Annotated in this window: 17 protein-coding genes; 10 read left to right on the top strand and 7 right to left on the bottom strand. The window is 58.0% G+C overall.

Going from position 1 to position 16,022, the window contains the following annotated elements; all coding sequences use genetic code 11:
• Positions 1-31 precede the first annotated feature (31 nt).
• Positions 32-778, top strand: coding sequence for a bifunctional NADP-dependent 3-hydroxy acid dehydrogenase/3-hydroxypropionate dehydrogenase YdfG (ydfG, locus tag RT657_RS00800; protein WP_313651617.1), 747 nt, complete (start codon positions 32-34; stop codon positions 776-778).
• A 28-nt stretch (positions 779-806) separates the two neighbouring features.
• On the opposite strand, the gene RT657_RS00795 is transcribed toward ydfG, so the two are convergent.
• Positions 807-1,133, bottom strand: coding sequence for a YnfA family protein (locus RT657_RS00795; protein WP_313652674.1), 327 nt, complete (start codon positions 1,131-1,133; stop codon positions 807-809).
• A 249-nt stretch (positions 1,134-1,382) separates the two neighbouring features.
• Here RT657_RS00795 and RT657_RS00790 point away from each other — a divergent pair, with 249 nt between their 5' ends.
• Together RT657_RS00790 and RT657_RS00785 are read left to right on the top strand one after the other, a co-directional pair.
• A complete protein-coding gene (locus RT657_RS00790; protein ID WP_313651615.1) occupies positions 1,383-1,706 on the top strand; it encodes a DUF1283 family protein in 324 nt (107 codons plus the stop codon).
• A 45-nt stretch (positions 1,707-1,751) separates the two neighbouring features.
• Positions 1,752-2,048: a DUF1161 domain-containing protein gene (locus RT657_RS00785; protein WP_313651613.1), complete on the top strand. Its 297-nt coding sequence runs from the start codon at positions 1,752-1,754 to the stop codon at positions 2,046-2,048.
• Between the two features lie 38 nt (positions 2,049-2,086).
• Here the strand turns inward: RT657_RS00785 and RT657_RS00780 are convergent, their stop codons facing one another.
• Entirely contained in the window at positions 2,087-3,553 is a 1,467-nt protein-coding gene (locus tag RT657_RS00780) for an MDR family MFS transporter (protein WP_313651611.1), read from the bottom strand.
• Between the two features lie 393 nt (positions 3,554-3,946).
• On the opposite strand from RT657_RS00780, the gene RT657_RS00775 reads away from it, so the two are divergent.
• From RT657_RS00775 to osmV, 4 genes are read left to right on the top strand one after another with little or no spacing between them, the layout of a single operon-like run.
• The gene (locus RT657_RS00775) at positions 3,947-4,663 is read left to right on the top strand and encodes an ABC transporter permease (protein WP_313651609.1); all 717 of its coding nucleotides are present in this window, start codon (positions 3,947-3,949) and stop codon (positions 4,661-4,663) included.
• Between the two features lie 17 nt (positions 4,664-4,680).
• Positions 4,681-5,592 (top strand): glycine betaine ABC transporter substrate-binding protein, encoded by a 912-nt coding sequence (locus tag RT657_RS00770; RefSeq protein ID WP_313651607.1) that lies wholly within the window; start codon positions 4,681-4,683, stop codon positions 5,590-5,592.
• Positions 5,593-5,601: 9 nt separating this feature from the next.
• Positions 5,602-6,249, top strand: a complete 648-nt coding sequence (gene osmW / locus RT657_RS00765; RefSeq protein ID WP_010244802.1) for an osmoprotectant ABC transporter permease OsmW — start codon at positions 5,602-5,604, stop codon at positions 6,247-6,249.
• A complete protein-coding gene (gene osmV, locus RT657_RS00760; RefSeq protein WP_313651605.1) occupies positions 6,249-7,385 on the top strand; it encodes an osmoprotectant ABC transporter ATP-binding protein OsmV in 1,137 nt (378 codons plus the stop codon). The genes osmW and osmV overlap by 1 nt, the downstream gene beginning before the upstream one ends.
• Positions 7,386-7,861: 476 nt before the next feature.
• Here the strand turns inward: osmV and RT657_RS00755 are convergent, their stop codons facing one another.
• From RT657_RS00755 to RT657_RS00740, 4 genes are all read right to left on the bottom strand, one after another.
• Positions 7,862-9,238: a nucleobase:cation symporter-2 family protein gene (locus tag RT657_RS00755; protein ID WP_313651603.1), complete on the bottom strand. Its 1,377-nt coding sequence runs from the start codon at positions 9,236-9,238 to the stop codon at positions 7,862-7,864.
• Positions 9,239-9,418: 180 nt separating this feature from the next.
• On the bottom strand, positions 9,419-10,117 hold the full coding sequence (bioD, locus tag RT657_RS00750) for a dethiobiotin synthase (protein WP_313651601.1): 699 nt from the start codon (positions 10,115-10,117) through the stop codon (positions 9,419-9,421).
• Positions 10,118-10,229: 112 nt separating this feature from the next.
• Complete coding sequence (locus tag RT657_RS00745) at positions 10,230-11,447, bottom strand: ROK family transcriptional regulator (RefSeq protein WP_313651599.1); 1,218 nt, start codon at positions 11,445-11,447, stop codon at positions 10,230-10,232.
• A 130-nt stretch (positions 11,448-11,577) separates the two neighbouring features.
• Positions 11,578-12,471: a LysR family transcriptional regulator gene (locus tag RT657_RS00740; RefSeq protein WP_313651597.1), complete on the bottom strand. Its 894-nt coding sequence runs from the start codon at positions 12,469-12,471 to the stop codon at positions 11,578-11,580.
• Positions 12,472-12,566: 95 nt separating this feature from the next.
• On the opposite strand from RT657_RS00740, the gene RT657_RS00735 reads away from it, so the two are divergent.
• The 3 genes from RT657_RS00735 to RT657_RS00725 all read left to right on the top strand — a co-directional run bounded on the left by RT657_RS00735 (position 12,567) and on the right by RT657_RS00725 (position 15,636).
• The gene (locus RT657_RS00735; protein WP_313651594.1) at positions 12,567-13,814 is read left to right on the top strand and encodes an MFS transporter; all 1,248 of its coding nucleotides are present in this window, start codon (positions 12,567-12,569) and stop codon (positions 13,812-13,814) included.
• Positions 13,815-13,972: 158 nt separating this feature from the next.
• Complete coding sequence (locus RT657_RS00730; protein ID WP_313651592.1) at positions 13,973-14,233, top strand: hypothetical protein; 261 nt, start codon at positions 13,973-13,975, stop codon at positions 14,231-14,233.
• Positions 14,234-14,451: 218 nt separating this feature from the next.
• Complete coding sequence (locus RT657_RS00725) at positions 14,452-15,636, top strand: sugar transporter (protein ID WP_313651590.1); 1,185 nt, start codon at positions 14,452-14,454, stop codon at positions 15,634-15,636.
• Positions 15,637-15,714: 78 nt separating this feature from the next.
• On the opposite strand, the gene bhsA is transcribed toward RT657_RS00725, so the two are convergent.
• Positions 15,715-15,972 carry a multiple stress resistance protein BhsA gene (gene bhsA, locus RT657_RS00720; RefSeq protein ID WP_313652673.1) on the bottom strand — a complete coding sequence of 86 codons (258 nt, stop codon included), beginning with the start codon at positions 15,970-15,972 and terminating at the stop codon, positions 15,715-15,717.
• Positions 15,973-16,022 lie beyond the last annotated feature (50 nt).

The raw sequence follows: 16,022 nt of genomic DNA, 5'->3' as shown, positions 1-16,022 counted from the left end.
CGATTGTGAAAATGGCATAAGGAACAGTGAGATGATTATTTTTGTCACCGGTGCAACCGCCGGTTTTGGTCAAAGCATCACCCGCCGCTTTATCGAAAATGGCCATAAAGTGATTGCCACCGGACGCCGCGCTGAACGTCTCAAAGCACTGAAAGAAGAGCTGGGTGACAACCTCTATACAGTGCAGCTGGATGTACGCAACCGGGCTGCCATTGAGGAGGCGGTCAGCCAGCTTCCGGCTGAATGGCGGAATATCGACGTACTGGTCAACAATGCGGGTCTGGCGCTGGGCATTGAGCCTGCGCACAAGGCTAACGTTGACGACTGGGAAAACATGATCGACACCAATACCAAAGGGCTGGTCTATATGACCCGCGCCCTGCTGCCGCAGATGGTGGAGCGCAACGTGGGGCATATCATTAATATCGGTTCAATTGCCGGTAACTGGCCTTATGCTGGTGGCAACGTCTATGGTGCGACGAAAGCCTTTGTGCGCCAGTTCAGCCTGAACCTGCGCACCGACCTGCATGGCACCGCGCTGCGCGTCACCGACATTGAACCCGGCCTGGTTGGCGGCACCGAGTTCTCTAACGTCCGGTTTAAAGGCGACGATGACAAAGCGGGTCAGGTCTATGAAGGTGCCACTGCCCTGACGCCGGAAGATGTGACGGAAGCCGTCTGGTGGGTCGCGACGCTGCCAAAGCATGTCAACATCAACAGCCTGGAGATGATGCCGGTCAGTCAGACCCTCGCGGGCCTGAAAGTCCACAAACCTTAAGTTTCATCAACGCCAGCACTGGCTGGCGTTATCCTCGTCCCCAGCCCAGCACAATAATCAGCATCCCGCTGAACGCGATCAGTGCCCCGCTCCAGTCCCATGCGCTTAACTTCACGCCGTCTACAATCCTCAGCCAGAGCAGCGCCGTCAGCACATAGACACCACCGTAAGCAGCATATACCCGGCCACTCGCAGCCGGATGCAGAGTCAGTAGCCAGACAAACAGCGCCAGGCTGACGGCCGCAGGCAGCAGCAGCCAGGCAGAGCCCCCTTTTTTGAGCCACAGCCACGGCAGAAAACAGCCGGTAATCTCCGCCAGCGCGGTAATGAAAAACAGTAAGGCGGTCTTAATCAGCACCGGTTCCTCTCCCGAACGTAAACAAATGACTCACCGCTGGTGAGCAAAGAAACGGCGATGATATACTAAAAGCCTCTGCCATCGGGCTGAAGTGTTGCAGAGCGACCGGGCTGATGCAGGCGCAGATCGCGCGCACGAGCCGGGTTCAGCGTCACCGCGGATCCCTCTGATGGGCCAGGTTCCAGGCATGCCCGCTGTTACCGCCGTCGCAGAGCGTATTGTTTGCGTTAACTAAAGGATAATGTAATGAAAAAAATAATCCCTGCCGTGCTGATGGTGCTGCTTTCCACCGCGGCCCTGACGGCGACAGCCAGTACCAATCGTCTGATCATTGAAGATGGCAGCTCTGCGCTGAGCAATGAGGCGGCGCGACAGGACAAAGAGCAATGGAATGACACGCGGATGCTGCGCAACAAGGTGAACACCCGTGTTGAAAAAGAGTTCGACAAAGCCGACCGGGCGTTTGATACCCGTGACAAATGCGAGCAGAGCCTCAATCTTAACGCCTACTGGGAACCCAACACCCTGCGCTGTCTGGACCGCCGTTCAGGCCGTCCGGTCACACCCTGAATTTGCGCTATAGTAATGACGGACGACTAACATAAGGAAGACGTGATGAAACTACAGAGAGTGTTGTTCACTGCGGCGTTGTGTACCCTGCCGCTGATGGTGCAGGCATCCTGTGAATCAGTTAAAGCCGATATCAGCCAGAAAATTATTCAGAACGGCGTACCCGAATCGGGTTTCAGTCTCGATATCGTCGCGAATGATCAGGTTGATCAGGCGGGCGGTCAGGTCGTCGGGCATTGTGATAACGATACACAAAAGATCGTTTACAAACGCTCAGGTAGCGACAGCGACGCCACTGTACCCGCCAGTGCCGGCAGTTCTCAGGACGCACCCGCCCAGTAGTCCGTTTCAGATCAGGGCGGCTTCTGCCGCCCTGCCTGCTAGTCCGAATGTTCCGGCCGCTGACGCGGCATCATCCACGCCACCCCTGGCGCCAGCAGCGCCGTCACCAGTGCCACAACAAAGACCCAGTGCAGGGATGCGGCAATCGCTGTCACCATCTGCTGCAGCGTCTCCGGCGACAACTGCTGACGGCTCTGGGCGGACATAATCTGCTGCACCGGATCCTGAATCTCTGGCAGACGCCACTGAAGATTCAGATTCAGCACCGCTCCCATAATGGCCGTACCCACCGCTGAGCCAATCATCCGGCTGAACATGATTGATGCGGTACAGATGCCGCGAATCTGATAATCCGCCTGATTCTGTACAGACACCAGAAAGGTGGTGCTGGTCATGCCCATACCGGTACCGATCAGGAAAGCGGTAAAGCCCGCCTGAAACAGTGAGCTTGCAGGCTGCAGAAGCAACAACAAGGCACTGCCGGTCACCAGCAGCAGTACGCCAAGCTGGGCGGTGAAGCGATAGGAGGTGCGCAGCATCAGTCTGCCACTGAGTGTACTGGCCAGCGGCCAGCCAATCGACATCATCGCCAGCACACTGCCTGCCTGCAGCGGTGAACCGCCACGGATGCCCTGAATCCAGGTTGGCAGAAAGGCGCTGATCCCCATCATGGCCGCGCCGATGATCAGATTGCCCGCATTTCCGGCCACCATCAGCCGGTTGCGCCAGATGACCAGCGGAAACAGCGGTGCCGTAGCGCGCTGCTCATGCCGTTTGAGCTGCCAGCCCGCAAACAGCGACACAAGCAGAAACGGCACCAGCCAGAAACCCAGCTGCTCCGCCTGCAGCAGCGCGATCAGCAAGGCAGTCACGCAAAGCATCAGCCAGCTGCTGCCCGCCACGTTCAGCGGCTGCGCCCTCTCTTCCTGCGGAGGCGACGGCAGCCAGCGCGCCAGCATCAGCATACTGATGACGCCTATCGGCAGATTAACCCAGAAAATTACCGGCCAGCTGAAGTGCTGCACAAGCCAGGCCCCGGTCAGCGGCCCAACTATCGCTGCTACCCCCCAGACGCTGGAAAGCCAGCCCTGAACGCTGGCGCGTTCGCGCGGTGAATAGATATCGGCCACGATGGTAGAGCTGAGCGGCATGATAGCGCCCGCGCCGAGGCCCTGAAAGGCGCGGAACAGAATGAGCCAGACCATAGAGTGCGCAAAACCGCACAGCACCGATCCCAGCAGAAAGATTGAGGTACCGATAAAAAACATCGTCTTACGGCCCACTCTGTCCGCCAGTCGTCCATAGAGCGGCACGCTGACCGCCTGCGTCAGCAGATAGATGGAGAAGACCCAGCCAAACTGCGAAAACCCGCCCAGATCAGCGATGATAGTGGGCATGGCGGTGGCGACGATGGTGACTTCGATAGCCGCCATAAACATCGCCAGCATACAGGCGATTAAGATCCAGTGGCGGTGTCCGGTCTGGCGTTGTGCGCTGACAGTCATAAGGTTCCTTTTTTTAACAGCAAGGCTAGCCGATAAACGGCTAACCGAATTTCCCGCACGTGCGCATTTTCTGCACCCTTTGTGACGGTGTCACTAAAAGTCGATGAATTTTTTTTATTGACGCATTAGCCCAGCCGCTACGTGGCTTTAACACCATTTTAACCTGTTTCTCCCCTGCCGCTTAAAGCCTGAAAAGCTGGCCTGTCAGGTAAAGGGCTGCTATAGCAATAAAGCATCTTATTCAGCATCGGCTGAATAAGCGTGGATAAACAGTCATTTTATCTACATTTTATCGCAGTTTCGGTTTTGGGTTCGGTGGTTATTATTTGCCGCATCTGTCGGACTGTTTATGGCAGTTATAACAATTGAGATCGTTATCAGGGAGAATTTCCTATGCAAAATGCTTCACTGGCGAAACGCGCCGGTCTGGCGCTGCTTGCAGTGGTCGCGGTAATCGCCCTACTGATCGCAGGCCTCGGCTGGGATCAGCTGGTGGCCCGCAAGGTCGATCTGCTCTACCTGGGGCAACAACACCTCTTCTTGGTGTTCTGGTCAATGCTGTGCGCGCTGCTGGTCGGTATTCCCAGCGGCATCCTGCTCAGCCGCCCTTTTGCCCGTCGCTGGGCTGAAACCGTCATGCAGATATTTAATGTCGGTAACACTCTGCCTCCGCTGGCAGTGCTGGCGCTGGCGATGGTCATCATCGGGATTGGCGACCGTCCGGCGCTGATTGCGCTGTTCCTGGCCTCGCTGCTGCCCATCGTCCGCAACACCTTCTCAGGTCTGAGCGCGGTGCCGCCGTCGCTGCTCGAAGCCGCAAACGGTATCGGCATGACCAAATGGCAACGTCTGCGTCAGGTTGAACTGCCCAATGCCCTGCCGGTGATCCTCTCAGGCGTGCGCATCGCCACCGCCATCAACGTGGGTACGGCGCCGCTGGCCTTCCTGATCGGTGCCAGCAGTTTTGGGGAGCTGATCTTCCCGGGCATCTACCTCAACGACTTCCCGACGCTGATCCTGGGCGCCGTCGCGACCGCCCTGGTGGCGCTGGTTCTGGATATGCTGCTGGCCGCGCTGGGCCGCTTTCTGAGTCCGCACGCCGCGGCCTGACCATAAGGAATTTTGCAATGCTAACGCGCTGGATCAAGAAAAGCGTTGTCGCGCTGACGGCAACCCTGCTGATAAGCCAGACGGCACAGGCCGCAACACCGCTGGTGATGGCGACCAAGAGTTTTACTGAGCAGCATATCCTTTCCGCCATGACGGTGCTCTGGCTGCAGAAGAAAGGCTTTGCGGTGGTGCCAAAACGCAATATCGCTACGACTATCGGCCGCAATGCGATGCTGAATAAGCAGATCGACATGGTCTGGGAATATACCGGCACCTCACTGATTATTTTCAACCACATCAGCCAGCCGATGTCCTCGCAGCAGGCCTATGAAACGGTAAAGAAACTGGATGCCAAACTGGGTCTGATCTGGCTGAACCCGGCACCGATGAACAACACCTACGCGTTTGCCATGACCCGGAAAGAGGCGGAAAAGCAGGGGATCAACACCATGTCGCAACTGGTGGCGAAGATTGAGCAGATCCGCAAAACCGACCCGGATAAAAACTGGCGGCTGGGTCTCGACCTGGAGTTCACTGGTCGTTCTGACGGCCTGAAGCCGCTGCAGAAGACCTACAACCTGGCGCTGGATCGGCCGCAGATCCGCCAGATGGACCCCGGTCTGGTCTATAACGCCATCCGCGACGGCTTTGTAAATGCGGGCCTGATCTACACCACCGATGGCCGGGTTAAGGGCTTCGATCTGAAAGTGCTGGCAGATGATAAGCACTTTTTCCCCAGCTATAACGTAACGCCCGTGGTGCGCCAGGATGTGCTGGCAAGCCACCCGGGGCTCGATACCGCACTTAATCAGCTCTCTGCGCAGATCACCGATGAGGCGATTACAGAGCTGAATAAGCGGGTCGATATCGATCATCAGTCTCCTGAAAAGGTGGCGCGTGATTTTCTTCAATCCAGAAACATGCTGTAAGGAGGCACTGTGGATACCCTTCACTACATCATGGATAACTGGAGCACTCTGCTGACCCTGAGCTGGCAGCACAGCTGGCTGGTTCTGGTGGCAGTTGGCCTGGCGATCGTCATCGGCGTACCGCTGGGCATTCTGATTGTCCGCGTCAGATGGCTGGCGACGCCGATTCTGGGTATCGCCACCGTGGTACTGACGATTCCAACCATTGCGCTGTTTGGCCTGATGATCCCGCTGTTTTCGCTGATCGGTCAGGGTATCGGTGCGCTACCGGCGATTACGGCCGTGTTCCTCTACTCGCTGCTCCCTATCGTGCGCAACACGCATACGGCCCTGGAAAATCTGCCGGATGGCCTGCGTGAAGCGGGTCGCGGTATCGGCATGACCTTCTGGCAGCGTCTGCGCTGGGTTGAGATCCCGATGGCGCTGCCGGTAATCTTTGGCGGTATACGTACCGCCGTGGTGATGAACGTTGGCGTGATGGCAATCGCGGCGGTGATTGGCGCAGGCGGCCTTGGCCAGTTACTGCTGGATGGCATCAGCGGCAGTGATATTCGTATGTTGATTGCCGGAGCACTGATGATTTGTCTGCTGGCTATTTTTCTTGACTGGCTGCTGCATCGTCTGCAGCAGGCGCTGACTCCAAAGGGGATTCGATAATGATAACGCTGGAAAACCTGACGAAAACCTTTACCCAGAAAAACGGCACCACCAACAAAGCCGTCGATAACGTCAGCCTGCATGTGCCAGCCGGGGAGATGTGCGTGCTGCTCGGTCCTTCGGGCTGCGGCAAAACCACCACGCTGAAGATGATAAACCGGCTGATCCCCGCGACCAGTGGCCGCATCTTGATCAATGGGGAAGATACCAGTACCCAGGACACCACCACCCTGCGCCGCAACATCGGCTATGTGATCCAGCAGATTGGTCTGTTTCCCAACATGACCATTGAGGAGAACATCACCGTGGTGCCGCGGATGCTCGGCTGGAACAAAAAGCAGTGTCATGAGCGGGCCACTGAGCTGATGAGCATGGTCGCACTCGATCCGAAAAAGTTTCTTCATCGCTATCCGCGCGAGATGTCAGGCGGTCAGCAGCAGCGTATCGGCGTGATTCGTGCGCTGGCGGCGGATCCACCGGTGCTGCTGATGGATGAGCCCTTTGGTGCGGTTGACCCGATCAACCGTGAAGTCATCCAGAACGAGTTTCTGGACATGCAGCGTCAGCTGAAGAAAACGGTGATGCTGGTGAGCCACGACATCGATGAGGCGCTGAAGCTGGGCGACCGCATCGCGGTATTTGGTCAGGGGAAAATCGTGCAGTGCGCCAGCCCGGATGAGCTGCTGGCGACCCCGGCCAATGCGTTTGTCGGCTCCTTCGTCGGCCAGGACCGCACGCTGAAACGTCTGTTACTGGTGCAGGCGGGTGACGTGACCGACCAGCAGCCGACCATCACCGTGCGGCGCTCAACGCCGCTGGAAGAAGCGTTTGGCACCATGGATGAGAATGATATGCGCTCGATTACCGTGGTGGATGAGGATGGCAAACCGCTGGGCTTTGTGAAGCGTCGTGAGGCGCGAAACGCCAGCGGCCGCTGCGAAGAGAAGCTGCACACTTTCAGGGTGACAGGTAAAGCGGAGGAGAACCTGCGCGTTGTGCTCTCTAAACTCTATGAGCACAACACTGTCTGGATGCCGATCGTCGATGAAGAGGGTCGTTATAGCGGAGAGATTTCGCAGGATTATATCGCGGACTACCTCAGTTCAGGCCGGACACGCCGTCGTCTGAATCCGTAATCCCGTCATATTCGTCATACCAAAAGGGCCATGCAGGCCCTTTTTTTGCATTCTCATCCCTGCCCAGGTAAAGCTGGCAGCGCGATACAAAGTAAAGCAGCGGTGTCTGAAGAGGAGAGCGTCCGCTGCATTAGCGCGTTGACAGATGGACCTCAGGGATAAGGTGCGTTATCACGCGGGCCGGGTACAGGATGGCTTTCACAACGTTCCGATCTGATTCTGCTCTCTTTTCAGGCTTTATCCAGCAGTCAGTGCAGGCAAAGCTGGTCAACGCCATTAAGTGGCGCATGGGCTTTTCTACCCGGTTAGCGCAGTTATGGCTCAGTAAGGCTGTGCCCTTCGCAAAGACGCAAAACAGGCCATTCCTGGCCCGCTATGCTTTACTACTGGTACAGGCTCCCTCCGCGTTAATTTCTGCGTCGTCAGTCAGAAACAGACCGGTCCGCATGTTTTCATTCACTTTCTGACTCTCTGCGTTAGCTCTCCTGCAGCGTCTCCGCCTCCACCGCGTCTGCCACCGGCCCTTCGTCGGGCAGCACCAGATTCAGCACGATTGCCAGAAGGCCGCCGGTCGTCACGGCATGACCAAACAGGCTGTTAATCAGCGGCGGGAACTGCTTCAGCACCTCCGGCACCCCTTCCACCCCCAGACCGATACCAAAGGCAATCGCTATAATCAGCATTTCGCGACGGCCCAGCGGCGTCTGGGTCATAACCCGGATACCGGCGGCCACTACGCTGCCAAACATCACGATAGTTGCCCCACCCAGCACCGGTGGTGGGATCTGTTGCAGCAGCGATCCGATCCCGGGAAAGAGCCCCAGCAACGCCAGCATGATGCCCAGCAGCATACCGACGAAACGACTGGCGACACCCGTCATCTGAATAACACCATTGTTCTGGGCAAAGGTCGTGTTGGGAAAGGCGGAAAACATCGCCGCCAGCACGCAGCTCAGGCCGTCGGCGACGATGCCGCCCTGCAATCGCTGCTGAAACGGCTTGCCGGTGATGGGCTGTTGAGAAATCAGGCAGTTGGCGGTGAGATCACCCACGGCCTCGATCACTGCAATAACGGCCACCAGGGCGATGGGCAGGAAAATCGTCCAGTCGAAGGCAAAACCAAAGCGGAACAGGGCCGGCAGCACGATCCAGTGCGCCGGCACCGTCATCTTCAGCGGCAGATGCCCGGTTAACGCCGCCGCCACACATCCCGCTGCGATACCCGCCACCACTGCCACCAGCCGTGCCCAGCGGCTTCGTGCACGGTTCAGCGCCACGATCACCAGCAGCGTCAGCGCCCCCAGCGCCAGATTGCCGGGCGATCCAAAATCGGTGGCGTTGTGCCCGCCCGCCCAGTCGGTAATGCTGACCTTGATCAGGCTGATGCCAATCAGGGTGATCACCGTACCGGTGACAACCGGCGTCAGCACTTTACGCAGCGAGCCGACGCAGCGGCTGATCAGAATCGGAATCAGCGCCGCTACCAGATTGCAGCCAAACAGCATTGCCATGATCTCTTCCGGTGAACCGCCACGGCCTTTCACCATCAGACCGCCCGACAGAATGACCCCCAGAAAGGCGAAACTGGTGCCCTGCAGACAGATCATGCCGGCGCCCACGCCACCAATACGTCTGGACTGCAGAAAAGTCCCCAGCCCGGAGACAAACAGCGACATGCTGATCAGATAGGAAATGTAAGCCTGTAACCCCAGCACCGAGCCGATAATCAGGGGCGGCGTGATAATCCCGACCACGCTGGCCAGCAGATGTTGCAAAGCGGCGATAAATGCCGGTACGGGGCCAATGCGGGCATCCAGCCCGTATAACAAACCTTGCTCGTGTGAGTGCGACATAATGGTGCTCCCCCTCTGGATGATAAGCGGAGGTAATGCATTTTCTGCGCCATAAGGTTATTTTTGCACGTCATTCCTGTCAGGGCTTTGATTTACTGACAGAATTACCTGAGAGGTGTCAGCGGTGAACCTGAAACTTCAGGCTCACCGCTGAGCCGGATGAAGAGATTTGTTTCATAATCAGGCGATTTTTGCACTCACAGCGTGCAGATCACTCTGCTCCAGCAGGGAAATATCAATATAAGAGGTCAGATCGCGCTGTTCAGCGCGGGGCAGATATGGCAGTTCACCCAGAAGCGGCGCGGCGATTTTTTCACGCAGCACCGCAATAATGTCGCTGTAGTGTGTCAGGCCCGGATTGATGCGGTTTGCGACCCAGCCCACCAGGGGCAGCCCATCCCGGGCTATCGCCTCTGCCGTTAACAGGGCGTGACTGATACAGCCCGACTGAATGCCGACCACCATCACTACAGGCAGTTGCTGCGCCACGACCCAGCAGGAAAGCGGCTGACCGTCATTCATCAGGCTGCGCCAGCCGCCCGTCCCTTCCACGATCACCCGATCGGCCTGCTGCGACAGGCTGCATAAACCCCGGGTGAGCAGACCATAATCGATGTGCTGGCCGGGATGGGTGCAGATCTCCTCCTCCTGAAAAACCAGCGGATTAATGGCCTGGTAGGGTAAATCCAGCGAGGAGGCGCTCTGCAGAACCTGTGCGTCCTTATTACGCAGGCCATCCGCAGTGATGACCGCACTTCGTGCGACAGGCTTGTAGCCAACGGCGCTCAGCCTGTGGTGAATAAAACTCTGTAACAGGGCCCGCGACACTACCGTTTTACCTACTGCGGTGTCGGTGCCGGTAATAAACAGTCTGTTCACTCAAGTTCTCCTCTCGAACCGTTGCGGTTAATCGGTGATTAACCTGCTGCGAACCGGCATTGTAAAGAAGGAGGAAGAAGCACGGATTGCGTTAGCGCAAGATTAAGCCTGCTTAACCTTGCAATAGCTTCACTAATAGATGGCCATTATAGAGTGCATCCTTGATCAGCGCCGCCGCGCCCAGCGTGCCCGGCTCGCTGAATTCGGTAGGTGCCAGCTGGATCGTTGCGCTATAGGCGGGCAGTGACTGTTGCAGAATGGTGTTACTCACGGCCGGAAACAGTACGTCGGCCGCAGCGTTGAGAGGAGAACCGATAAGAATATGTTGTGGATTAAAGATGTTGACCATCATCGCCAGGATCCGGCCAACGTGATGCCCCACGCTGGCGATGGTGTCGCGCGCCAGCCGATCGCCCGACTGAGCGGCCGCGCACAGTGACTGAAGCGTCAGCGGCTGCCCGTTGAGCAGGCTGTCGGGCTGTGCAGGCAGACGCTGAGCCGCCAGCGCCAGCAGGCTGCCGGTGCTGGCCACGGTTTCCAGGCAACCGTGATTGCCGCAGTAGCACTGCTGGCCATAAGGGTCGATCTGGGTGTGCCCAATCTCGACCAGCGCCCTGCCGCTCTTGTGAAGCAGCTGACCGCCGCTGATCACGCCCGCCCCTACGGTTTCATCAATCACGATCTGAATGACATCCTGCGCGCCGCGTGACGCGCCGAATAGCGACTCCGCCAGCGTCCAGGCTGAAATATCGTGCTGCACAAACACCGGCAGACCCGTGCGCGACGCCAGCGCATCGCCCAGCGGCATATCGCGCACCTGATAACCCGGCAGCCGGTGCACTACGCCGGACGCGGCGTTGATCAGACCGGGTAGCGTGATGGCAATAGCCGTCAGGCGCTCCAGCTTCTTCTGGTGGCGGATAAAGAAGGCATCGACCTGTTCAATCAGCGCGTTCAGCAGCGGCTGCGTAGTCTCATCAGGCAGCGGCAGGCTCTCTTCTGCCAGCGCACGGCTGCTGAGATCGCGCAGCGTAAAAGTCATGGCACCGCGGTGCAGGCGGATTGCCAGGTAGTGCCAGGCCTCGGTGTCCAGAATCAGGCCAATTGCCGGACGGCCACGGCTGCCCGGCTCCTGAAATTCGGTCTCCTGCACCAGATGGGCGTCCAGCATTTCCCGGACAATTTTAGTGATGCTGGCCGGGGCGAGCTGGGCACGGCGGGAGAGTTCGATACGCGAAACAGGACCATGACGGTCGATGAGTCGATATACGACGCCTGCATTGGTCTGCTTAATCTGGTCAATGTGGCCAGGTTGACTGTCCGGATTCACAACCCTGCTCCCGGTTATTTTCGCGCTTCTAAATAAACATGCGCCATGGTGATGCAGATCAGGCGATAGCGTCAAATATTTGATTAGAAATGTGATTTATCGCACAGATTGGCAGGATCAGGCGGCGGCTTTATCGCCGGTTTGTCTGCAGCAGCACCATCATGTTCTCCATTTGCGCACTCTTCTCCCGGGCGGCGGACCAGACCAGCCAGAGTTCAGAAATCGCATCCTCTTCCGTTAAGGGCAGCCAGACCAGATCGCTCAGCCGCGCACGACGAAAGGAGGCGGGCAGAATCGAGACGCCCAGACCGGTCGCCACCAGCCCCAGTATCGTCATCGCCTCACCCACCTCCTGGGTAATGTAAGGCTTGATCTGGTAGCGGTGCAGCAGCGCCAGAATATCGCTGTAGAGCGCAGTGCCCCCCTGCGGGTCAAAAAAGACAAAGGGCTCCGATGCCAGCGCCGACACCGGAATACGCGCTGCGTCAGCCAGCGGATGCGCCTTGTGCACCACAGCAAACAGCGGCTCACTCAGCAGTAACTGATGATGAAGTCCGGCAGGCAGGGATGTATTGCGCATCACGCCAAGATCGAGCCGTCCATCGAGCAGCGGCGCCAGCTGCTGGCGGGTGTTGATCTCCTGCATCTGAATGTGCACCTGCGGCCAGCTCTGCCGGAAACGGTAAAGCGCATCAGAAACCACCGCAGTAAAGGGCGCAGAAGAGGTAAAGCCTATACGCAGCTCGCCCTCTTCGCCCCGATGCAGGCGGGCGGCGCGTTCGGCAGCCTGTTCAACCTGCGACAGAATCGCCCGGGCATCACTCAGCAGCTGAGCACCTGCTGCCGTAAGCTGTACGCTGCGGTTGGTGCGATGGAAAAGTTTCGCCCCGGTTTCCGCTTCCAGCTGGATAATCTGCTGACTGAGCGGCGGCTGGGAGATATTGAGCCGCTGCGCCGCCCGCCCGAAATGTAGCTCTTCAGCCACCGCCACAAAGTAGCGCAGATGCCGCAGTTCAATATTCATAGGTTAAACGTCTTATTCGAGATTATTAATATATTAGACATCATAATGCCGCTTTCCTAAGCTGACGACAGATATTCTGACCAAAAGGAAAAGGTGTGAGTCGCTCAATACAGGCTACTGTGGATGACAACGCGGCGTCAGAGGCGCCGGCGTCTGCTGCCGCTACTTATATCCGCCGGGGCACGCCCCGGTTTATGCGCGTCACGCTGGCGCTCTTCTCTGCCGGGCTGGCCACTTTCGCCCTGCTCTACTGTGTGCAGCCCATCCTGCCGGTCCTCTCCCGGCAGTTTGGCGTTTCACCCGCTGCCAGCAGCCTGTCACTCTCTATTTCTACGGGCCTGATGGCCCTGGGACTGCTGGTTACCGGACCGCTCTCGGATGCGATTGGCCGTAAATCGGTGATGGTCACCGCCCTGATGCTGGCGGCGATCTGTACCCTGCTTTCGGCCACAATGACCAGCTGGCACGGCATTCTGCTGATGCGGGCGCTGATGGGGCTGTCGCTGAGCGGCGTCGCAGCGGTGGGAATGACCTATCTCAGTGAGGAGATGGATGTACGCGTCGTTGCCTTTTCGATGGGGCTCTATATCAGCGGCAACTCAATCGGCGGGATGAGCGGACGCCTGCTGAGCGGGGTGCTGACCGATCTCTTCACCTGGCGGATAGCTGTGGCAGCCATCGGCTGCTTCTCGCTGGCGTCGGCGCTGATGTTCTGGAAGATCCTGCCTGCCTCACGCCATTTCCGTCCTATTCCGCTGCGTCCGCGTAATCTGATGATCAACTTCCGGCTGCACTGGCGCGATCAAGGTCTGCCATGGCTGTTTGCCGAAGGCTTCCTGCTGATGGGGGCTTTCGTCACGCTGTTTAACTATATCGGCTATCGTCTGCTGGATGCGCCCTGGCACCTCAGTCAGGCGGTGGTGGGGCTGTTATCGGTGGTCTACCTGACGGGATCCTGGAGTTCACCCAAAGCGGGCGCCCTGACCAGCCGCCTGGGTCGCGGGCCGGTGATGCTGGGCGCCACCGCGATGATGCTGCTGGGCCTGCTGATAACCGCCTTTAACGTTCTCTGGCTGATCCTGCCCGGCATGATGCTGTTTACCGCCGGCTTTTTTGCCGCGCATGCCGTGGCCAGCGGCTGGATTGGCCCGCGCGCACGCCGGGCGCGGGGTCAGGCCTCGTCGCTCTATCTGTTCAGCTACTACGCCGGTTCCAGCGTGGCGGGCACCCTGGGCGGCTTCTTCTGGCATGGCTACGGCTGGAATGGCATTACGCTGTTTATCAGTTTTCTGCTGATACTGGCGCTGCTTGTCGCCTGGCGGCTGCACAGCAAAAACCTCTGACGACTCCCGCCGGATTCGGCTTTGCGCCGGGTCTGGCCCGGCCTTCTCCTGCCCCTCTCCCATTAATCCGCTCACCACAACGCATGCGTTTCCCGCTATAATCGTTCGTATTGAAATAATTCGTCTGCTTTGCCTTCTCACGGCAACAAGGAACGCCTGTGGCCCTCTACTATTACGTCAATAAACAATCGGGATTTAACGATAATCATGTGGTGCATGCAGCGGGGTGCACCTATCTGCCTGACATGGATAACCGGCTGTTTCTGGGCAGTTTTTATCATGTGAATGCCGCTATACTGCAGGCGAAGAAATATTATGCGGGGGCGATTGGCTGTGAGAACTGCTGCCCGGTTAACCCCCCTGACGCGCTGGACAGTCAGCAAAGCGTGGCCCTGAAGCATACGCCCTTTTCCCGCTAGTCATAAAGGCGGCAGGTGGCGGCCCGCGATGATCTTATCGCACCCGGGCGCCACTTCATGTGCCGAAACGCATTTGAAAATTTCCGCACGAAAAACACGTTATCAGGTTTCTCTTCCCGCTTTATTCACTACAATGTTCAGTAATTTGTGACGCAGGTCACTTTCATGGGATGGCCTGCGCCATCCTGACCCGCTGTACTGACTGATTTGACACTTCAATGCAACCAACAACTGTTTCACGTAAAACGGCCTGGCTTCGCGTCGTCCTGCTGGCCATCGCCGCCTTTGTTTTTAATACCACCGAATTTGTCCCAGTTGGCCTGTTGTCCGATATCGCGGCGGACTTCTCCATGCAGACGGCGGATGTCGGGATTATGCTGACGATCTACGCCTGGGTCGTGGCCCTGCTCTCCCTGCCGCTGATGCTGCTGACCCGCAACGTCGAGCGACGGCTGCTGCTGGGTGTGCTCTTCGCCGTCTTTGTGATCAGCCATGCGCTCTCAACCGTCGCGTGGGATTTCTGGTCGCTGATGGTATCCAGGGTTGGCATCGCCCTGTCGCACGCCGTGTTCTGGTCAATCACCGCCTCGCTGGCGATCAGGGTGGCGCCGGCCGGTAAAAAGACCCAGGCGCTCAGCATGCTGGCGACCGGTACGGCCCTGGCGATGGTGCTGGGAGTGCCAATTGGCCGCGTGGTGGGGCAGTATCTGGGCTGGCGCACCACCTTTGGTGTGATTGGCCTGTCGGCGCTGGTGCTGATGATTATGCTGGTGCGGATCCTCCCTCGCCTGCCCAGCGAACATACCGGTTCCCTCAGCAGCGTGCCGATGCTGTTTCGTCGTCCGGCGCTGGTCAGCATGTATCTGCTGGTGACGCTGGTGGTGACCGCGCACTACACCGCCTACAGCTACATCGAACCCTTTATGCAGAACGTGGCGCAATCCAGCGGCAATTTCACTACCCTGCTGCTGCTGCTGTTTGGCTCTGCGGGCATTGTCGGCAGCATTCTGTTCAGCACGCTGGGCAATAAATTCCCCTCTGCACTGCTGATCGCCGCGATTGCGCTGATTACCCTCTGCATGGGACTGCTGATTTTTGCGGCCATCCGCCCTGCCGCCATCTCAACGCTCTGCATTATCTGGGGGATGGCGATGATGATGATCGGTCTGGCGATGCAGGTACGGGTTCTGTCGCTGGCACCGGATGCCACGGATGTAGCGATGTCCCTGATGTCCGGCATCTATAACATCGGCATCGGCGCGGGCGCGCTGCTCGGTAATCAGGTGAGCCTGCATCTGGGTATGGCAGAGGTCGGTAACGTCGGCGGGATGATCGGTCTGATTGCCCTGCTCTGGTGTGTCTATATCTTCCGCCGTTATCCGCAGCTGCGCAGCAACGGCTAAACGCCCGCTGCGCCCACAAAAAAGGCTTCAGATACGCGGGTTATCTGAAGCCTGTTCGCCACACTCCGTGACTGACGTTTACCTATAAAGAATGGCGGTGCCATGCAGGTTGTTGTTGCCAGAGGTCGAAGTGATGCGGAAAGACTTTGCTCCGGCATCACTGGCCTTTTCTGACAACTGCTGCTCCAGCGACGTCAGGCTGGTGCTGCCTGTTGCGCTGATTACACCTGTTTTCTGCTGATCCAGCGGGGTCATACTGACCTGCTGCGCCGCGACGCTGGCAAAAGAGAAGCCGCTCAGCAACGCCGCCGTCATCATCATCGTGCGTCTTTTCATCATGTCTGCCTTCTGGTTTCAACGCGCTTCTGCTGGCTGAAAAAGCCCCG

The sequence above is a fragment of the Pantoea sp. genome (assembly GCF_032114055.1).
GTDB lineage: Bacteria > Pseudomonadota > Gammaproteobacteria > Enterobacterales > Enterobacteriaceae > Pantoea.
The sequence above is the reverse complement of the archived record's forward strand: the minus strand, read 5'-3'. Positions and strand labels throughout refer to the sequence as shown.

Bases quoted from the DNA above. Each gene is read 5' to 3' on its own strand.
- ydfG (WP_313651617.1), top strand. From the start codon at position 32: ATGATTATTTTTGTCACCGGTGCAACCGCCGGTTTTGGTCAAAGCATC.
- RT657_RS00790 (WP_313651615.1), top strand. From the start codon at position 1,383: ATGAAAAAAATAATCCCTGCCGTGCTGATGGTGCTGCTTTCCACCGCG.
- RT657_RS00785 (WP_313651613.1), top strand. From the start codon at position 1,752: ATGAAACTACAGAGAGTGTTGTTCACTGCGGCGTTGTGTACCCTGCCG.
- RT657_RS00780 (WP_313651611.1), bottom strand. From the start codon at position 3,553: ATGACTGTCAGCGCACAACGCCAGACCGGACACCGCCACTGGATCTTA.
- RT657_RS00775 (WP_313651609.1), top strand. From the start codon at position 3,947: ATGCAAAATGCTTCACTGGCGAAACGCGCCGGTCTGGCGCTGCTTGCA.
- RT657_RS00770 (WP_313651607.1), top strand. From the start codon at position 4,681: ATGCTAACGCGCTGGATCAAGAAAAGCGTTGTCGCGCTGACGGCAACC.
- osmV (WP_313651605.1), top strand. From the start codon at position 6,249: ATGATAACGCTGGAAAACCTGACGAAAACCTTTACCCAGAAAAACGGC.
- RT657_RS00755 (WP_313651603.1), bottom strand. From the start codon at position 9,238: ATGTCGCACTCACACGAGCAAGGTTTGTTATACGGGCTGGATGCCCGC.
- RT657_RS00740 (WP_313651597.1), bottom strand. From the start codon at position 12,471: ATGAATATTGAACTGCGGCATCTGCGCTACTTTGTGGCGGTGGCTGAA.
- RT657_RS00725 (WP_313651590.1), top strand. From the start codon at position 14,452: ATGCAACCAACAACTGTTTCACGTAAAACGGCCTGGCTTCGCGTCGTC.
- bhsA (WP_313652673.1), bottom strand. From the start codon at position 15,972: ATGAAAAGACGCACGATGATGATGACGGCGGCGTTGCTGAGCGGCTTC.